This window comes from Oleispirillum naphthae, from assembly GCA_027864655.1.
GTDB lineage: Bacteria > Pseudomonadota > Alphaproteobacteria > Rhodospirillales > Rhodospirillaceae > Oleispirillum > Oleispirillum naphthae.
Genome location: JAQAZG010000004.1, coordinates 70,538 through 87,286, shown reverse-complemented (window position 1 = coordinate 87,286; position 16,749 = coordinate 70,538). Strand labels below are relative to the sequence as shown.

Annotated in this window: 17 protein-coding genes and 1 tRNA gene; 5 read left to right on the top strand and 13 right to left on the bottom strand. The window is 70.6% G+C overall.

Going from position 1 to position 16,749, the window contains the following annotated elements; translation table 11 throughout:
* Window positions 1-146 precede the first annotated feature (146 nt).
* The 13 genes from O7R11_RS06170 to hemC form a co-directional block, all read right to left on the bottom strand.
* The gene (locus O7R11_RS06170) at window positions 147-1,433 is read right to left on the bottom strand and encodes an amidase (RefSeq protein WP_337996625.1); all 1,287 of its coding nucleotides are present in this window, start codon (window positions 1,431-1,433) and stop codon (window positions 147-149) included.
* On the bottom strand, window positions 1,433-2,557 hold the full coding sequence (locus tag O7R11_RS06165; RefSeq protein WP_337996624.1) for a M20 family metallopeptidase: 1,125 nt from the start codon (window positions 2,555-2,557) through the stop codon (window positions 1,433-1,435). The genes O7R11_RS06170 and O7R11_RS06165 overlap by 1 nt, the downstream gene beginning before the upstream one ends.
* A 9-nt stretch (window positions 2,558-2,566) precedes the next feature.
* Window positions 2,567-3,292, bottom strand: a complete 726-nt coding sequence (locus O7R11_RS06160; protein ID WP_337996623.1) for an ABC transporter ATP-binding protein — start codon at window positions 3,290-3,292, stop codon at window positions 2,567-2,569.
* Window positions 3,293-3,304: 12 nt separating this feature from the next.
* Window positions 3,305-4,132 (bottom strand): ABC transporter ATP-binding protein, encoded by an 828-nt coding sequence (locus tag O7R11_RS06155; RefSeq protein WP_337996622.1) that lies wholly within the window; start codon window positions 4,130-4,132, stop codon window positions 3,305-3,307.
* Window positions 4,132-5,304, bottom strand: a complete 1,173-nt coding sequence (locus O7R11_RS06150) for a branched-chain amino acid ABC transporter permease (RefSeq protein WP_337996621.1) — start codon at window positions 5,302-5,304, stop codon at window positions 4,132-4,134. The genes O7R11_RS06155 and O7R11_RS06150 overlap by 1 nt, the downstream gene beginning before the upstream one ends.
* A gap of 2 nt (window positions 5,305-5,306) precedes the next feature.
* Complete coding sequence (locus O7R11_RS06145; RefSeq protein WP_337996620.1) at window positions 5,307-6,221, bottom strand: branched-chain amino acid ABC transporter permease; 915 nt, start codon at window positions 6,219-6,221, stop codon at window positions 5,307-5,309.
* 70 nt (window positions 6,222-6,291) lie between these two features.
* Window positions 6,292-7,464, bottom strand: coding sequence for a branched-chain amino acid ABC transporter substrate-binding protein (locus tag O7R11_RS06140; RefSeq protein WP_337996619.1), 1,173 nt, complete (start codon window positions 7,462-7,464; stop codon window positions 6,292-6,294).
* A 234-nt stretch (window positions 7,465-7,698) separates the two neighbouring features.
* Complete coding sequence (locus O7R11_RS06135; protein WP_337996618.1) at window positions 7,699-8,310, bottom strand: cupin domain-containing protein; 612 nt, start codon at window positions 8,308-8,310, stop codon at window positions 7,699-7,701.
* A gap of 64 nt (window positions 8,311-8,374) precedes the next feature.
* A tRNA-Thr gene (locus O7R11_RS06130) sits at window positions 8,375-8,449 on the bottom strand.
* 332 nt (window positions 8,450-8,781) lie between these two features.
* On the bottom strand, window positions 8,782-9,975 hold the full coding sequence (locus O7R11_RS06125) for a heme biosynthesis HemY N-terminal domain-containing protein (RefSeq protein ID WP_337996617.1): 1,194 nt from the start codon (window positions 9,973-9,975) through the stop codon (window positions 8,782-8,784).
* Between the two features lie 4 nt (window positions 9,976-9,979).
* Window positions 9,980-11,311 (bottom strand): COG4223 family protein, encoded by a 1,332-nt coding sequence (locus O7R11_RS06120; RefSeq protein ID WP_337996616.1) that lies wholly within the window; start codon window positions 11,309-11,311, stop codon window positions 9,980-9,982.
* Window positions 11,312-11,314: 3 nt separating this feature from the next.
* Complete coding sequence (locus tag O7R11_RS06115; protein ID WP_337996615.1) at window positions 11,315-12,055, bottom strand: uroporphyrinogen-III synthase; 741 nt, start codon at window positions 12,053-12,055, stop codon at window positions 11,315-11,317.
* Window positions 12,043-12,966 carry a hydroxymethylbilane synthase gene (gene hemC, locus O7R11_RS06110; RefSeq protein ID WP_337996614.1) on the bottom strand — a complete coding sequence of 308 codons (924 nt, stop codon included), beginning with the start codon at window positions 12,964-12,966 and terminating at the stop codon, window positions 12,043-12,045. Before hemC ends, O7R11_RS06115 begins: the two co-directional genes overlap by 13 nt.
* A gap of 87 nt (window positions 12,967-13,053) precedes the next feature.
* Here hemC and tsaD point away from each other — a divergent pair, with 87 nt between their 5' ends.
* The 5 genes from tsaD (at window position 13,054) to O7R11_RS06085 (ending at window position 16,717) form a co-directional block, all read left to right on the top strand.
* Window positions 13,054-14,109, top strand: a complete 1,056-nt coding sequence (gene tsaD / locus O7R11_RS06105) for a tRNA (adenosine(37)-N6)-threonylcarbamoyltransferase complex transferase subunit TsaD (protein ID WP_337996613.1) — start codon at window positions 13,054-13,056, stop codon at window positions 14,107-14,109.
* A 29-nt stretch (window positions 14,110-14,138) separates the two neighbouring features.
* Window positions 14,139-15,131: an NAD(P)H-dependent glycerol-3-phosphate dehydrogenase gene (locus O7R11_RS06100; RefSeq protein WP_337996612.1), complete on the top strand. Its 993-nt coding sequence runs from the start codon at window positions 14,139-14,141 to the stop codon at window positions 15,129-15,131.
* A 24-nt stretch (window positions 15,132-15,155) separates the two neighbouring features.
* A complete protein-coding gene (locus O7R11_RS06095) occupies window positions 15,156-15,434 on the top strand; it encodes a YciI family protein (protein ID WP_337996611.1) in 279 nt (92 codons plus the stop codon).
* Between the two features lie 249 nt (window positions 15,435-15,683).
* A complete protein-coding gene (locus O7R11_RS06090) occupies window positions 15,684-16,097 on the top strand; it encodes an EVE domain-containing protein (protein ID WP_337996610.1) in 414 nt (137 codons plus the stop codon).
* Window positions 16,094-16,717, top strand: a complete 624-nt coding sequence (locus O7R11_RS06085) for an HAD family hydrolase (protein ID WP_337996609.1) — start codon at window positions 16,094-16,096, stop codon at window positions 16,715-16,717. Before O7R11_RS06090 ends, O7R11_RS06085 begins: the two co-directional genes overlap by 4 nt.
* Window positions 16,718-16,749 lie beyond the last annotated feature (32 nt).

The following is a 16,749-nucleotide window of genomic DNA, read 5'->3' as shown; positions in this document are numbered from 1 at the left end:
CGGGGGACCTTAGGCTCCCCGCACCCCCCTTGGTTTTTCGCCGCGCAGCGGCCATCAACCGTCACGCCGCGTGATGGCTCATGGCGCTGCGCGCAAAACAAACGGGAGGTTTGGAGGGTCTGACAGGGTGCGGGGCGGCAGCCCCGCTACACCAGCGCGACGGCGAGCCGCTCCGCCAAAGCCAGGGCCAGCGCGTCCTCGCCCTGCGGCGCCACCACCTGCATGCCGAGCGGCATGCCGGTTTCGCGGCAGGAGAACCCCGGCATCTGCACGCACGGCGCGCGCAAGAGCGTCCACAGGCGGTTGAAGTCCGGGCTGCCGGTGCCTTCGGAAAACGGCGGCGCGACGCCCGGCGCCGACGGCGAGATGAAGGCCTCCACCCCCGCGGCGGCCAACACCCCGGGCAGCTGCGCGATCACCCGGTCGCGCAGGGCATAGGCCTCCACGGCTTCGGCCCAGGTCATCGCCCGGCCTTCCTCGATCTGGGCGCGCAGGCCCGCACTCAGGAGGTTGCCGTAGGTCTCCGCCTCGAAGGCGAGCGCGCGCGCGGCCTCCCAGCGCATGATGCGGCGCTGCGCCTCCATGGCGTCGGCGAACGCGCCGGGCAGGTCCACCTCCACCGGGGTAAAGCCCGCCATCTCCATGCGCGACGGCAGCTCGATCTCGAAGGCGCGGCGCATCGCCTGCGATGCGGACTCCCACGCCGGAGAGCGGCACATGCCGAGGCGCACCGGCAGGTGCGGCGGGGCTTCGAGGTCCGCGCCGGAGACCGCCGCCGCCCACAGGCGGCAATCGGCGACGCTGCGCGCGATCACCCCCACGGTATCCAGCGAGGGCGCATAGGGCTTGATGCCGGTGGCGTCGATCAGGCCGAAGGAGGGCTTGTACCCGGCAACGCCGCAATAGGCCGCCGGGCGGACGATCGAGCCCGCGGTCTGGGTGCCCAGCGCGAACGGCGCCATGCCCGCCGCCACCGCGGCGGCGGAGCCGGAAGACGACCCGCCGGGGGTGCGCGATGCGGCATAGGGGTTGCGCGTCGGGCCGGGATGGAACCCGGCGAACTCGGTGGTCACCGTCTTGCCCGCGATGACGCCTCCGGCGCGGCGGGTCAGCGCGACCGCCGCGGCGTCGAAGGGCAGACGGGTCCCGGTATAGATCGGCGAGCCGCAGGTGGTGGGGCAGTCGCGGGTCGCCGCGATATCCTTGACGCCGAGCGGCAGGCCGCCGAGCGGCCCGGGGCAGCCCACGGCATCGGCGGCGCGCGCCTGCATCATCCAGAGTTCGGGATCGATCGCCGCCCAGGCGTGGATTTCCGATTCGCGGGCGTCGATGCGGGCGAGGCAGGAGCGCGCCAGCGCCTCGGCGGAGAGCCGCCCCGCCGCGATCTCCTGCCGCGCCGCGACGGCGGACAGGTCGCAGGGTTCGACGCGCATCACCGGCTCACCCAATCGTCGAGGATGCGGCCGTAGATCTCCACCGCCTGCCCGATGCGGGAGACCAGGGCGTATTCGTCGGTCTGGTGCGCCTGCGCGGTCTCGCCGGGACCGAGGATGATCGTCGGCGGCGAGCCGAGCGCCGGGGTGAGCACCGAAGCGTCGGTGAAATAGGGCGCGCCCTGCGGGGTGAACGCCTCGCCGGTGACGCCCTGGGCGATGCCGATGACGCGCGCCGCCCACGGCGTGGCCGGGTCGGTCCAGATGCCGCCGAGGTCGAACAGGGTCTCGATGTCCGCGGCCTCGCCGATCACCCCGGTCAATCCCTCGCGCAGAAGGGCGTGGTCCTGCCCCGGGATGGTGCGCACGTCGATCTGCATCTCCGCGCGGTCGGGCACCGAATTGATGTTGAGGCCGCCCGCGACGGTGCCGACGTTGAGCGTCGGCTTGCCGAGCACCGGGTGGCGCGCGACGTTGAAGTCGAAGTCCTCGAGCCGCACGATGGCGTGCGCCGCCTTGTAGACCGCGTTGTCGCCCGCCTCGGGCATCGAGCCGTGGGCGGTGACGCCGTGGGTCACCGCCTTGAGCCAGAGCGCCCCCTTGTGGCCGACGAAGGGGCGGTTGCCGGTGGGCTCGCCGACCAGCAGCGCCGCGGCGCGGCGCAGCATGCCCGCATCCTGCATGGCGAGCGAACCCTCGCAGCCGGTTTCCTCCGCCGCGGTGATCAGCAGCATCACCCCCGGCCCGTCGGCGAGGCGGGGGGCGCGGGAGACCGCCGCGGCGACGAAGGCGGCGACGCCGCTTTTCATGTCGCTGCTGCCGCGTCCGTAGAGCCTGCCGTCCGCAATCTCCCCGGCGAAGGGGTCCACCGACCAGGGCTTGGCCCCGAGCGGCACGGTGTCGATGTGCCCGGTGAAGGCCAGAGGCTCCGCCGCCGCATCGCCGATCGTGGCGATCAGGTTGACGCGCCCCTCGGCGAGCGGCGCCAGCGTGCAGGAAAACCCGGCCGCGGCGAGGATGTCGGCGAGAAAGGCGGCGCAGGCGCGCTCCTCCCCCGGCGGGTTGACGGTGCGGAAAGCGACCAGATCGCGGGTCAGCGCAACCCCGTCCAGGTCCATGGTCATGATCGGCGACTACCCAAAATACGCGGCGCGCACGTCCGCATTGTTCCTCAGTTCGGCGGCGCTGCCCTGCGCCACCACCCGCCCGCCGGAAACCACATAGCCGGAATCGGAAATGGCCAGCGTCTGGTGCACGTTCTGCTCGACGAGGAAAACCGTCAAGCCCTGAGCGCGGACGTTTTCGATGATGCGGAAATTTTCCTTCACGTAAAGCGGAGAAAGCCCGAGGGAGGGCTCGTCGATCAGCAGCACCCGCGGCTTGCCCATCAGGCCGCGGCCGATCGAGACCATCGCCTGCTCGCCGCCGGACATCGTGCCCGCAAGCTGGCCGCGCCTTTCCGCCAGGCGCGGAAAGACGGAGTAGACCTCGGCGAGGCGGCGGCGGATCTCCGCCTCCGCGGGTTCCTGATAGGCGCCGAGGCGCAGGTTCTCCTCCACCGTCAGCTTGGGGAACATCCGCCGCCCTTCGGGGATGCAGGCCACCCCCTTGGCGATGACGCGGTGCGTCGGCAGGCCGGCGACGTCCTCGCCGAACACCTTGATGCTGCCCGCGTGCGGCGGGGTGAGGCCGAGGATGGAGCGGATCAGCGTGGTCTTGCCCGCGCCGTTGGAGCCGAGGAGGCAGGTGATCTGCCCGGCGGGCGCGACGATGTTGACGTCGGTGAGCACGTCGGCCTTGTCGTAGGCGGTGTAGAGCCCGGAGATTTCGATTGCCGGGAGCGGAGCGATGGCGTCCATACCCAAATATCCTTACGCGGAGCCGAGGTAGGCTTCCTGAACCTGGCGGTCGGAGGCGACGTCCTGGTAGGAGCCCTCGGCGATCTTCTCGCCGTAGTTCAGCACCACGCAGCTGTCGCTCACCCGCTCGATGACGCCCATCTCGTGCTCGATGATGATGATGGAAAGCCCGCCCTGGCGGTCGCGCACCGCGAGAATGTCGTCCATCAGCTGGTGCGTCTCCTCATGGGTCATCCCCGCCGAGGGCTCGTCCAGCAGCAGCAGCTTCGGCCGCGAGATCAGGGCGCGGCAGATCTCGATGCGGCGGCGCTCGATCATCGGCAGCGCGCCGACCGGGGCGAACATCCGCTCCGCGAGGAACGGGCTGAACGAGGCGGCGAGCGCCGTGGCTTCTTCCAGCGCGCTCTCCACCTCGAGGCGGAAGGCCTTGCGGTTGAACAGGTTGAAGATCAGCCCCTGGTTCAGCCGCGCGTGGTTGCCGACCATGATGTTGTCGAAGATCGAAAGCTCCAGGCACAGGCGCGAGCGCTGGAAGGTGCGCGCGATGCCTGCGCGGTAGACCGCCTGCGGCGCATTGCCGGTGATGTTTCCGCCGTCGAAGAGAACCTTGCCGCCGTCGGGGCGGTAGAGCCCGGTGAGGACGTTGAACGAGGTGGTCTTGCCCGAGCCGTTGGGGCCGATCAGGCCGAGAATTTCGCCGCGGCCCAGGCAGAACGACACGTCGTTCAAGGCGCGCACGCCGCCGAAGCTCTTGGACAGGGCCTCGATGTCGAGCAGGGGTCCGGGGGTGGCGGGCACGGCGGCCTCCATGGCCGGGGCGGCATCGGTGGTCTGCATCATCAAGCGGCCTCCTCGTTTTGCGGCACCGGCAGATAGCGGCGCACCGCGCGCGGCAACAACCCCTCGGGGCGGAACAGCAGGATCGCCATCACCACCACCGAGAACAGCAGGAAGCGGTATTCCTGAATCGCCTGCAGCTTCTCCGGCAGGATGACGACGATGGCGGCGGCGAGGATGGTGCCCCACGGGCTGCCCATGCCGCCGAGCAGCACGATCGCCACCAGGATCAGGCTGTCGGAGAAGGTGAAGCTGGTGGGCGCGACATAGCCCAGCATGCTGCCGTAGAGCGCGCCCGCGACGCCGATGATCAGGTTGCCCGCGACGAAGGCGAGAATCTTGGCGCGGCGGATCGGAATGCCGTAACAGGCGGAGGCGGTCTCGTCCAGGCGCACCGCGTCCAGCGCGAGCCCGATCCACGAACGCTCCAGCCGCCGCACCATGACGAAGGCGAGGCCGAGCACGAGAAGCGCGGCAAGCGCGTAGTTGAGGTAGAACGAGGTCTCGACGCCGAAGACCACCGGCCCGTCGGCGAAGCTCCAGCCGGGAAGCGTGACCGGACCGACGCTCTGCCCCTGCGGCCCGCCGAGGGTGTCGTTGACCTCGAGGAAGGTCTTGAACAGCACCGAGAAGGCGATGGTGACCACCGCGGCGTAATGCCCGCGGGTGCGCACCACCGGGAACACCAGCACCAGGCCGATGACGGCGGCGATCAGCCCGCCGAGCGGCAGCACCAGAACCGGCGGCAGCACCGACTTGCCGATCAGCTCGGCGGAAGTGTAGGCGCCGATGCCGAAGAACGCGGCCCCGGCGAAATTGACCACGCCGGTGTAGCCGAACTGCACGTTGAGGCCCAGCGCGGCGGTGGCGTAGAGCATCACCGTGGCGAGCATCAGAAGCGGAAAGTGGTCCTCGGCGAACACCGCGATGAGGGCCAGCGCCATGCACCCGCCCATGGCGGCGACCGCGCCGGGATGGGTGCCCGCGGCAAGCGAGGCGCGGCGGATCAGGCCGATGCGCCCGGCGGCGAAGGCGGCCACGGCGGCGAAGGCGACCAGCGAGATCACCGCGACGTCGCTCTCCTGCTCCATGAACACCACGGCGTAGACCAGTCCGAGGCCGAAGGCGAGAGCGGCGGCGGCGAGCGGCGGCAGGCGGAGGATGAAGGCGCGCATGGTCAGACTCGCTCGCTGCTGCGTTCGGGGATCAGGCCGGTGGGCTTCCACCCCATCAGGGCGATGACCACGGCGAAGGCGAAAACGTCCTTGTAGGCGGAGGCGAAGGGCAGCGCCACCGCGCCGATCATCTGCAAGGCGGCGAAGAGGAAGCCGCCGAGGATGGCGCCGTAGAGGTTGCCCAGGCCGCCGATGATCGCGGCGGAAAAGCCGATCAGGCCGAGGAGGAGGCCCATGCCGAAGTTGACCTCGTTGTAGTAGAGACCGTTCATCACCCCCGCCACCGCGGCGATGCCGGAGCCGAGCGCAAAGGTGACGAGGACGATCAGGGTGTAGTTGATGCCCATGGTGCGCGCCGTCTCCTCGTCCTGCGCGACGGCGCGGATGGCGAGGCCGAGGCGGGTGCGGTTGATCAGCATGTGCAGGCCGACGATCACCGCGATGCCCGCAATCACCAGAAGCGCGCTGTCCGCCCGCAGGGTGAAGTTGCCGAACTGCCATGCGGTGGAGGGCAGCAGCGCGGGAAACGCCTTGGGGTTGGAGCCGTCGGGATAGAACAGACGCACCGATTCGCGCAGCGCGGTGCCGAGCATCAGGGTGATCAGCAGGATGTTGAGGCGCGGCGCGTTCTTCAACGGCAGGATCAGCCACTTGGCGATCGCCGCGCCGAGCAGCGCGGTGCCGGAGACGGCGAAGAGAACGCTCGCGGCAAGCTGCACGAACGGATTGGTGAAGCCGAGCGCCGCAGCGCCGAGCGCGGCGGTGAACCCGGCGAAGGCGCCGACCATCAAAACGTCGCCGTGGGAGAACTTGATGACGTCGAGAACCCCGAAGAACAGGGTGAAGCCGACCGCGACCAGGGCGTAGATGGTGCCCAGCATGATGCCGTTGACGAGGTATTGTCCCAGAAGGTCCATGGCTGCCGTCCGTCTCCCCTCGCGATCACGCGCGGCGCGGGGACGGCCCCCGCGCCGCGCAACGGTGTTCTCAGCGTCCGGCCAGCTTGCGCTTGCCCGCGGCGTATTCGCTGTCTTCCCACAGCACCCACTTGCCGTCCTGCACCACGTACTTGGTGATCGCGGCGACGGTGTTCTGGCCGTGATCGTCGAAGCTGATCGGGCCGGTGATGCTGTCCTTGTCCTTCACCTTGCCGAGATAGGCGGTGACCTTCTTGCGGTCGGGACCGACCGTCTCGATGGCGTCGAGCAACAGGGTGGCGGCGGCGAAGGCGAACGCGCCGTAGGCGTCCGGGCCCTGGTCGAACTTCGCCTTGTCGTACTGCTCCATGAAGTACTTGCCGCCCGGCAGCTTCTCCACCGGCGCGCCTTCGCGCAGGGCGATGATGCCTTCGGAAAGCTTGGGATCGAGGCCTTCGAGGAAGGCGGTGGAGACGATGCCGGAAACCCCCTCGAACTGCGCGGTGATGCCCAGCTTGTCCATCTGCTGGCGGATGCGCACGCCGAGCGGGGTCAGGCCGCCGAAGTAGATGACGTCGGGCTTCATCTCCTTCGCCTTGGTCAGTTCGGCGGTGAAGTCCTGCTGGTCGGCGGTGACGCCGAAGGTGGCGAGAATCTTGCCGCCCTTCTCCTTCAGGAACTTGGAGAAGTAGGCGTTGTGGCCTTTGCCGTAGTCGGTGGTGTCGTGCAGGATCACCCAGGTCTTGAAGCCCTGCCTGGTCATGAAGTCGGCGGCGACCTCGTTCTGGTTGACCATGGTGCCGTTGACGCGGTGGACTTCCTTATAGTCGTTGCCGTAGGTGATGTCGGGCAGCACCGCGCCCCAGACGATCATCGGCAGGCCGAACTTGTGGTAGACGTCCACCGTGCTCATCGCCACGGCGGAGCAGTAGTGCGCCACCGCGCCGACGGTCTTGCGGTCGGCGGCGGCCTTGGTCGCCACCTGCACGCCGACGTTCGGCTTGCACTCGTCGTCCTGGCTGAACAGCTCGTAGCTGTACTTGGCCTTGGGGTCCTTGTTGCGGATCATCACCGCCAGTTCGGCGGAGTTGCGGCCGCCGACGCCGATCGAGGCGTTGCCGCCGGAGAGCGGGCCGATGAAGGCGATCTTGACCTTGTCTTTCGCGAACGCGCCGCCCAGGGGGGCCGCCGCCAGCGCCGCGGACAAAAGCGCGCCGACGCTGAAACGCAGGATGGTTTTCATACAAGAGCTCCTCTGTTTCCCAGCGCCGGGCAAGCTTCGCCAGGCAGGGTTTCCGTCCCCAGAGTGACAGAGGAGAAATGGAATTCAAGCGACTTGAATGAGTTTTTGCGAATTTTTTGTGCGTGCTTAAAAAATCGTCACATGCGCCTCGAATCCAGGCAAAACCCAAGACTCCGTGAGGCGCGCGCGCCGTGGGCGACTCCGTGCAGAAACCGCCCGCCTGGGGAAACCTGCCTAGTAGGTGGGCGGCGTGTTGACCCACAGCACCCGGGCCGGAACCTCCCCCAAATTGCGATAGGAGTGCGGCCTCTCGGAGCGGAAATAGAACGAATCGCCGCGGCCGATGGTCATCGTCTCGCCGTCCACGGTGAGTTCCAGGGCACCCTCGAGCACATAGCCGAACTCCTCGCCGACGTGGCTGGTCGGCCCCGCCGAGGAGCCGCCGGGATTGACCGTGTGGATGTTGGCCTCCAACATCACGCCCTCGCCGCGCGGCATCAGAAGCTCCAGCATCACGCCCGGCAGAGCCCCCGCCCGGCCGACGTTGACCTTGGGGCGGGATCCGGCGCGGTGCACCATGCGCTCCGTCGCATCCGACGCGCCGAACAGGCCGAGAATGCTCACATCCAACGCGCCGACGATGCGGCGCAGCAGATTCAGCGAGGGAATGACGCTGCCGGTCTCGATCTTCGACAGCATGCTCTCGGAACACCCGGCGGCGGCGGCCAGGTCCTTCAGCCGCATGCCGCGCATGCGCCGCGCATGACGCAGCCCCATGCCCAGCTGCTGCGACGTGTGCGGCAGGCTGAAATCCGGCGAATCGGAGAGATTCTGCGCTTCGGACATCGGCTGGTTCCGGGATGCGCGGCAACCGCACGCCCGAAAGCGACGCGTCGCGGCGGACGAAGGCTGGTGCCGGTGGAGTGATTCGAACACTCGGCCTACTGATTACGAATCAGTTGCTCTACCCCTGAGCTACACCGGCAGCCTTCCACGAAGGCCGGGAAGATACGGATATTTTCCCAAATTGGCAAGGGGTCCCAAAAACCAAAACGTTGCGGAGGGTCGCGGACCCTCCGCGCCTCCCATAACTTTTGGTTTTCGCCGCGTAGCGGCAGCAACATCCCTGTGGCAGGCGCACGGGCTTATGGCGCTTGCTCGGAAAATGCTTTCTGCATTTTCCTCGTCCTCGGCTCCGCCTCGGACCATGGCCCTTCGGCCATGTCCCTACGAACGCCTCCGGCGTTCTCCGTCGCGCAAAAACCCGGGTTATGGGGAGCGCGAGGGGACCGAGTCCCCTCGCAAAGCTCTTATCTTTCACCCCACCGCCAGCGCCGCGGCCGCGCGTTCGATCCACTCGCGCTGGGTGCCGGGGTCCGCGCCCTCGGCGGCGAGGACGCGGGCCATGGTCAGCGCGGCGCGGCCCGCGGTTTTCGCCGTGGCGTCGGGGCCGAGGATGGGGGCGAGCGCGGCGTGGGCATCGGCGAAGGATTCGGCGCGCAGGCAGGCCTCGGCGAGGGCGAGGCGGCTTTCCGGGTGGTCCGGATTGGCGGCGATGAGTTCGCGCACGCGCTTGACCTGCTGCGCCGCGTCCTCCTCCCGCCAGAGGTCGAGCCAGGCGGCGAGCAGTTTCGGCGAGGGGGTGCGCGCCCACTGTTTGGCGATCACCTCGGCGGCCTTCTTGCCGCGGTTTTCCACGGCGTGGATCTGCGCCAGGGCGAGCGCCGCGGCGATGCTGTCCGGGGCGGCGTCGAGCGCCTCGCGGGCGAGCTTCGCCGCGTCGGAAAGGCGGCCCTCGGCGCGCGCCGCCTCGGCGCGGGAGAGGGTGAGGCGGGCGGATTCCTCCGCCGCGAGGGAGGCGTCGAAGCCGCCCTTCTTGCGTGCCTTGGCCAGGGTTTCCTGCGCCGCGTCGAGGAGCCCCGCCTCGATCTGCGCGGCGTAGAGGGCGCGCGCCGCCCAGGCCGCGCCGGGGGCGCGGGCGAAGGCGCGGGTGGCGAGGTCGAGCGCCCGCGGGTCGGAGGCGGGCATCGCGGCGAGCAGGCCGCGCAGCCCGGCGCGTTCGGTCTCCGGGGTTTCCAGCAGCGCCTCGTAGTGCGGCTGTGCGGCGGCGGCGTCGCCCTTTTCGGTTTCGATCTGCGCGGCGATGAGGTGGGCGAGCTGCGGGTTGGCGAGCGCCTTGTCGGCGTCCTTGAGGCAACGGCGCGCCGCATCGGCCTCGCCGCCGGCGAGCGCGGTGACCGCGCCGGCGAGCGCGGCGGTGCCCTTGACCTGCCGCTTCTCGCGGGAGCGGCGGGCGAAATGCCCGGGCAGCGCGAGGAAGCCGCCGACGAAGCGCATCAGCACCGTGGCGGCGGCGGCGAGCAGGAGGAGCGCGACCGCGAGCACCGGCACCGAGGTGTCGAGCCGCCAGGAGAGCCAGCGCACCGTCACCCCGCCGGGATGGTCGGCCATCCAGACCGCGCCGCCGACCAGGGCGGCGACCGCGATCAGGTATCCCAGGATACGGATCATCGCCTCAGCTCCCCTTCTTCCGGTTCTCGGCGGGCGCGTTCTGCATCGCGCTCGCCGCGACGCGGGCGAGCGCGTCGGAGGTGAGGGTGGAGAGCGCGGCGTCGAGGGCGACGCGGGCCTCGGCGCGGGCGATCCAGGGCTTCATCACCGCCGCGGCGGAGGCCGCCTCGATGCCCTTGAGCTCCTTCACCGCGCCGTTCAAATCCCCGGCGTTGAGGAAGGTTTCGGCGCGCGCCAGGATCGCGGGCACGGTCTTGCTCTCGTCCTTGCCGTCGAGGCGGCGCACCGTGATCAGGCCGGTGACGCGGCCGATCGACTTGTCGAGCAGGCTGTCGCCCTGCGGCGCGGCGGCGGCCTGCGCCGCGGCGACGGAGAGCGCATCGAAGCTGTGGCGCAAGGCGGCGGTGGTGGAAACCCCCTTGCCCGCAAGCTCGGCGAAGCCGCCCGCCAGCGCATCGAAGGCGGGCTTGTCGTCGGCGAGCGCGCGGGCGGTGCGCATCTCGGCGTCGAAGGGCTGGCCGTCGGCGGCCTTGGCGCGCAGTTGCACCACGGCGAGCAGGTTGGCGAGCGAGGCGTCGTGGCGCGAGGCCATGGCGCGGGCGAGCTTCTCCACATCGTTGATGCGGTCGGAGAGGCGCAGCACGCTCGCGGCTTCGGCGCGGGTCGCCTCCACCATGTCGAGGCGGCGGGCGATCTCGGCGACCTCGTCCTTCTGCACCGTGGATTTCTGCTCGGCCTTGGCGTTCATCGCCTTGATCGCCTCGGCCTGCTGCTCCACCCGCCCGGCGACGAGGTCGAGGCGGTGCAGCACGTCGGCGGAGGCGAGCGAAACCGGCGCGCCGCCCGCGCCCGCGGGCGCGCCGGAGGCCACGGCGCGCAGCCGCGCCTCGAGCGCGGAGAGGCGCTCCTTGAGCGCGCCGATCTCGGCGACGGTGGAACCGCCGGTGGGCGACGCGGCGTCGCCGATCTCCTCGATTTCGCCGCGCAGGGCCTTGACCTCGCCGCGCAGGCGGTCGAGTTCGGCGGCGTTGGTCTTGACCGTGTCTTCCATGCCCGCGATGAGGCGGCGGTTCTCGCTGGGCGGCAGGTCGGGCAGATAGCTGCGGTAGGGTTCGGGGATGGCCTGTCGCCAGTAGGGCAGCGAGGCATAGCCGCCGAGCCCCAGGATCACCAGCAGCAGGAACCCGGCGAGAAGGCCGCGGCCGCCGGAACCCGACTCCTCCGCACCGTCCTCCTCCGCCGTCTCCTCGGTCTCGACGTCGTCGGCCACCGGCTCCACGTCCGTGGACGCGGTGTCTTCCACCGTGCGGTCGGCATCCTTGTCGCCTGAGGTCATCGCCTATCCTCCAACCGTTTCCCAACATCCCGCCGCGCGGTCGGCATCCAGCGCCGCGAGCAGGGCGTCCTGTTCCGGACGGGGGGCGACGCGCACCGCGCGCCAATCCGCCGCCCGCAATTCCTCCGCCACCGCCGGGGACAACGCATAGGCCGCAACCGGCCGCAAGTCCCCCGACACGCCCGCAGCCTTTGCCAGAGTAACGAAAGTCCGGGCGGTGCGGGGCGAAAAAAACAGCGCCGCGCCGATCCGCGCGGATTTCAAGCTCTCCACCAGGGTGGGGCTCAACCCCTTGACCGGGCAAGATTCATACAAACGTGCCTTGCGCACCTCGAATCCGGCGGTTGCGAGTCTCCCGGCAAGGTCGCCCGCCTCGGCATTGGCCGCCACCTGCAACAGCGCGCCGCCCTGCGGCGCCAGGGTGGTTTCCACCAGGCGCGCCAGGGTGGCGACGTCGCCGCCCGCGGAACGCACCGCGGCGAATCCCAGGCGCTTCGCCTCCGCCGCCGAGGCGTCGCCGACCGCAAGCAGCGGCAACCCGCGCACCGGCGTCGCCGCGGCGAGCGCGCGCGCGCCGTTGGCGCTGGTGATGAGGATCGCCTGCACGTCCCACAGGGCCGGGGCCGGGCCGGAGATGAAGCGGATGTCGAGAAGCGGCTCGACCACCGCCTCGTCCCCCATCGCCTGCAACCGCGCGGCGGTGGCGGCGGAATCGTCGCGGGGACGGGTGATCAGCACGCGCATGACGCCGCCTTGACCTCCGCCCCGGCGTCCGCGCCGATCGCCTCGGCCTCCGCCGCGCCGCCGGCGCGCCGCGCCTCGAACACCGCGCTGCCGTCGGTGCGCGCCAGGCGGCCGAGGAACTCCACCCGCCCGCCCGCGCCGATCTGCGCGAGGCCGCCGATCGGGGTGCGGCAGGAGCCGTCGAGCACGCGCAGGAAGGCACGCTCGCAGCGCACCGCGACCACGGTTTCCGGGTGGTTGATGCGCGCCAGCCAATCCAGGACCCGCGCGTCGTCGGCGCGGCAAGTGACGCCGATCGCCCCTTGCGCCACCGCGGGCAGCATCTCCTCGATGGAGAGCACCCCCGCCGCCCGCCCGGCGAGGCCGAGGCGCTTCAGCCCGGCCAGCGCCAGCAGGGTGGCGTCCACCACGCCCGCCTCCAGCTTGGCGAGGCGCGACTGCACGTTGCCGCGGAAGGTCTCCACCTTCAGGTCGGGCCGCCGCGCCAGGACGAACGCGCCGCGGCGCAGGCTGGCGGTGCCCACCACCGCGCCCGCGGGCAGGGCCGTGAAGCTCGCCGCATACGGACAGAGAAAGGCGTCGCGCGGGTCCTCGCGCGGCAGCATGCACGGCAGGTCGATGCCGTCGGGCAGCCAGGTGGGCACGTCCTTCATCGAGTGCACCGCGATGTCGATGCGGCGGTCCAGCATCGCCTCGTCGATTTCCTTGGTGAACAGGCCCTTGCCCCCCGCCTCGGCGAGCGGGCGGTCGAGAATGGCGTCGCCGGTGGTCTTGATCACGGAAATCGCGATGGCGTCCGGCGCGGCCAGTTCCGGCGCGGCCTCGGCGAGAGCGGCGGCCACCGCGCGGGTCTGCGCCATCGCCAACGGGCTGCCGCGGGTGCCGATGGTGAGCAACGGAGAAGAAGACATCGCGCAAACCCCGATCATCGCTTTTCGACAAACCAGGAGTGTTGTAGTGGTTGGCCCCGCGCCTGCAAAGCGGTAATTGGATAGGCCATGATCGTCCTCGGCATCGAAACCAGCTGCGATGAAACCGCCGCCGCCGTCGTCACCGGCGAGCGGGAGATTCTCGCCAACGTCATCGCCACGCAGATCGCGGAACACCGCCCCTACGGCGGCGTGGTGCCGGAGATCGCGGCGCGCTCCCACCTCGCCCACATCGACGCGGTGCTGCGCCGCGCGCTGGCGGATGCGGGCATCGGCATCGGCGGCATCGACGCGGTGGCCGCCGCCGCCGGGCCGGGGCTGATCGGCGGGGTGCTGGTGGGCGTCACCGCGGCCAAGGCGATCGCCGCGGCGCGGGGCATTCCCTTCGTCGCGGTCAACCACCTGGAGGGCCACGCGCTGACCCCGCGGCTCACCGACGACGTGCCCTTCCCCTATTTGCTGCTGCTCACCTCCGGCGGCCACTGCCAGAGCCTGATCGTGCGCGGCCCCGGCGACTACACCCGCCTCGGCACCACCATCGACGACGCGGCGGGCGAGGCCTTCGACAAGGCGGCGAAGATGATGGGGCTGGCCTATCCCGGCGGGCCGCAGATCGAACGCTGGGCCGAAACCGGCGACGCCAGGCGTTTTTCCCTGCCGCGGCCGATGCTGCACGCGCCGGGGTTCGATTTCTCCTTCTCCGGCCTCAAGACCGCGGTGCGCCAGGCGCTGGACCGCCTGCCCGGCGACCCCACCGACGCCGACATCGCCGACCTCTCCGCGAGCTTCCAGGCCGCGGTGACCGAAACCCTGTGCGGCCGCCTCGCGCCCGCCGCCGCCGCCTTCCGCGAAGCCTGCCCCGCGGGCCGCTGCCTGGTGGTGGCGGGCGGCGTCGCCGCCAACCGCACCCTGCGCGCCGCCCTGGAAACCCTGGCGGCGAAATCCGGGCTTGCCTTCGTCGCTCCGCCGATCAAACTGTGCACCGACAACGGCGCGATGATCGCCTGGGCCGGGGTGGAGCGCCTGCGCGCCTTCGGCGGCGATCCCCTGGACTTCAAGCCGCGTCCCCGCTGGCCTCTCGACGCCGCCGCGCCCAAGGCGCGCGGCGCCGGGGTCAAGGCCTGAGACCCACCCGCGAACGAGGAGCATACCCCATGGATCGGATCGGCATCGTCGGCGCGGGAGCCTGGGGCACCGCACTCGCCAACACCGCGGCCAAGGCGGGCCGCGCCGCCACCCTGTGGGCGCACGAGGCCGACGTGGTGGAAGGCATCAACGCCGCCCGCGAGAACGGCGTCTTCCTGCCCGGCGTGAAGCTCGATCCCGGCGTCGTCGCCACCGGCAAGCTTGCCGAGATCGCCGCCTGCGACGTGGTGCTGTGGGTCACTCCGGCGCAGTTCGCCCGCCGCGTGCTGCGCGACTATTCCCGCTTCCACCGCCCCGGCGTGCCGGTGGTGATGTGCGCCAAGGGCATCGAGGAGGATACCCTCTGCCTGATGAGCGAGGTGCTGACCCAGGAGCTGCCGCGCAGCCCCTGGGGCGTGCTCTCCGGCCCCACCTTCGCCGCCGAGGTGGCGCGCGGCCTGCCCACCGCGATCACCCTGGCCTGCGCCGACGAGGCGCTGGCCCGCCGTCTCGCCCATGCCGTCGGCACCCCGGCGTTCCGCCCCTACTGGTCGCGCGACGTGATCGCGGCGGAGGTCGGCGGCGCGGTGAAGAACGTGCTCGCCATCGCCTGCGGCATCGTCTCCGGCCGCGGCCTCGGCCACAACGCCCAGGCCGCGCTGATCACCCGCGGCCTCGCCGAGATCACCCGCCTCGCCGTCGCCAAGGGCGCGCAGCCGGTCTCGCTGATGGGCCTCGCGGGCCTGGGCGACCTCATCCTCACCGCCACCTCGATGATGTCGCGCAACTTCTCCCTCGGCGCGGCCCTCGGCCAGGGCCGCGCCCTCGCCGACATCCTCGCCGAACGCCGCGCCGTCACCGAAGGCGTCGCCACCGCCCGCGCGGTGCGCGACCTCGCGGCGAAAACCGGCATCGACATGCCGGTCGCCGCCGCCGTCGCCGCCGTGCTGTTCGACGGCGCGGACATCGCCGCCACCATCTCCGACCTGCTCGCCCGCCCGCTGCGCGCCGAGCAGGACTGACCCGACCAGCAAAGGAAAACCCCCATGCTCTTCGCCGTCACCTGCCTGGATAAGCCCGATTCCCTGGCGCTCCGCCTCGCCAACCGCGAAGCCCACCTCGCCTTCGCCAAAGCCCAGCCCTTCGCCATCGGAGGGCCGCTGCTCTCCGACGACGGGCAGACGATGATCGGCTCCCTCCTGGTGATCGAAGCGCCCGACCGCGCGGCGCTCGACGCCCTCCTCGCCGCCGACCCCTACGCCAAGGCCGGGCTGTTCCAAAGCGTCACCATCCACCCCTACAAGAAGGTCTTCCCGATGGCGTAAACCGGGGAAAACCACCAGGCCAGGGGCGCTGCCCCTGGACCCCGCTGGGGCCGCGGGCCCCAGACCCCATAACTTGTTTTCGCCGCGCAGCGGCTATCAGCCGTCACGCCGCGTGATCGTCTTATGGCGCTACGCGCAAAAGCCAAAAGTTATGGGAGGTATGGAGGGACCGAGTCCCTCCACGAAGTTTTGGTTTTCCCCACGCTGTGGAGTATTTTCCATCCACAGGTTGCGAGAAGGAGGCACGGCATGGCGCACTGGCTGATCAAGTCCGAGCCCGGCGAGTGGGGCTGGGACGACCAGGTGAAGGTGGAGAGCGAGGCGTGGACCGGCGTGCGCAACCACCAGGCGGCGCGCAATTTGAAGGCGATGCGCGTCGGCGACACCGCGTTTTTCTATCACTCGGTGACCGAGAAGCGGATCGCCGGGATCGTCGCCGTGGTGGGCGAGGCGGAGCCGGACCCGACCGACGAGAGCGGGCGGTTCGTCGCGGTGCGGGTGAAGGCGGTGCGCCCGTTCGAAAAGCCGGTGACCCTGGCGGACGTGAAGGCCGACCCGATGCTGGCGGAGCTGCCCCTGGTGCGGCAGTCGCGGCTTTCGGTGATGCCGATCCCCGACGATGCGTGGGCGAAGCTCTGCGCCCTCGGCGGAGTGGACCCATGATCCGCTGCGCGGTGTTCGATTTCGACGGCACCCTGGTGCATTCCAACGCGATCAAGCGGGAAGGTTTCTTCGCCGTGGCCGGGGTCTTCCCCGGCGGCGCGGCGGCGATGGAGGCGCTGCTCGCCGATCCGCCGGGCGACCGCTTCGCCATCTTCGCCGCCTTCGCCGCGCGCTTCGGCGCCGATGCGGGGGAACTGGCGGAGCAATACGGCGCGTGGTGCGAGGCGCGCATTCTCGCCTGCCCGGAGCGGGCGGGAGCCTCCGCGCTTCTGGCGCACCTGCGCAGCCTCGGGATTTCCATCTGGATCAACAGTGCGACGCCGGAAGCGCCGCTGCGCGCCGTGGTGGCGAAGCGCTATCCCTCCGGCGCTTTCGACGGGGTGCGCGGCGGCCACGGCCGCAAGGCGGCGAACCTGCGGGCGATCCTCTCCGCCGTCGGCTGCGCGCCCGCGGAGATGCTGATGATCGGCGACGGCGCGGACGACCGCGCCGCGGCGCGGGAGGTGGGCTGCGCCTTCGCCGGAGTGGCGGAGGGCAGCCTCGCCGCGTCCGCCGATCCGGGGCCGGTGCTCTCCGACCTTTCCGCCCTCGCCGCCTGTCTGCCCGAACCGGCGCGCTGACCGCCCTCGGTTGACTTTACCCCCCGCCTCAC

What these genes read in the sequence shown, in the direction of transcription:
- O7R11_RS06085 (WP_337996609.1), top strand. Translation starts at nt 16,094, where the DNA reads ATGATCCGCTGCGCGGTGTTCGATTTCGACGGCACCCTGGTGCATTCC.
- O7R11_RS06165 (WP_337996624.1), bottom strand. Translation starts at nt 2,557, where the DNA reads ATGACCATGGACCTGGACGGGGTTGCGCTGACCCGCGATCTGGTCGCT.
- O7R11_RS06135 (WP_337996618.1), bottom strand. Translation starts at nt 8,310, where the DNA reads ATGTCCGAAGCGCAGAATCTCTCCGATTCGCCGGATTTCAGCCTGCCG.
- O7R11_RS06095 (WP_337996611.1), top strand. Translation starts at nt 15,156, where the DNA reads ATGCTCTTCGCCGTCACCTGCCTGGATAAGCCCGATTCCCTGGCGCTC.
- O7R11_RS06170 (WP_337996625.1), bottom strand. Translation starts at nt 1,433, where the DNA reads ATGCGCGTCGAACCCTGCGACCTGTCCGCCGTCGCGGCGCGGCAGGAG.
- O7R11_RS06150 (WP_337996621.1), bottom strand. Translation starts at nt 5,304, where the DNA reads ATGCGCGCCTTCATCCTCCGCCTGCCGCCGCTCGCCGCCGCCGCTCTC.
- O7R11_RS06145 (WP_337996620.1), bottom strand. Translation starts at nt 6,221, where the DNA reads ATGGACCTTCTGGGACAATACCTCGTCAACGGCATCATGCTGGGCACC.
- O7R11_RS06140 (WP_337996619.1), bottom strand. Translation starts at nt 7,464, where the DNA reads ATGAAAACCATCCTGCGTTTCAGCGTCGGCGCGCTTTTGTCCGCGGCG.
- O7R11_RS06120 (WP_337996616.1), bottom strand. Translation starts at nt 11,311, where the DNA reads ATGACCTCAGGCGACAAGGATGCCGACCGCACGGTGGAAGACACCGCG.
- O7R11_RS06100 (WP_337996612.1), top strand. Translation starts at nt 14,139, where the DNA reads ATGGATCGGATCGGCATCGTCGGCGCGGGAGCCTGGGGCACCGCACTC.
- hemC (WP_337996614.1), bottom strand. Translation starts at nt 12,966, where the DNA reads ATGTCTTCTTCTCCGTTGCTCACCATCGGCACCCGCGGCAGCCCGTTG.
- tsaD (WP_337996613.1), top strand. Translation starts at nt 13,054, where the DNA reads ATGATCGTCCTCGGCATCGAAACCAGCTGCGATGAAACCGCCGCCGCC.
- O7R11_RS06090 (WP_337996610.1), top strand. Translation starts at nt 15,684, where the DNA reads ATGGCGCACTGGCTGATCAAGTCCGAGCCCGGCGAGTGGGGCTGGGAC.
- O7R11_RS06160 (WP_337996623.1), bottom strand. Translation starts at nt 3,292, where the DNA reads ATGGACGCCATCGCTCCGCTCCCGGCAATCGAAATCTCCGGGCTCTAC.
- O7R11_RS06125 (WP_337996617.1), bottom strand. Translation starts at nt 9,975, where the DNA reads ATGATCCGTATCCTGGGATACCTGATCGCGGTCGCCGCCCTGGTCGGC.
- O7R11_RS06155 (WP_337996622.1), bottom strand. Translation starts at nt 4,132, where the DNA reads ATGATGCAGACCACCGATGCCGCCCCGGCCATGGAGGCCGCCGTGCCC.
- O7R11_RS06115 (WP_337996615.1), bottom strand. Translation starts at nt 12,055, where the DNA reads ATGCGCGTGCTGATCACCCGTCCCCGCGACGATTCCGCCGCCACCGCC.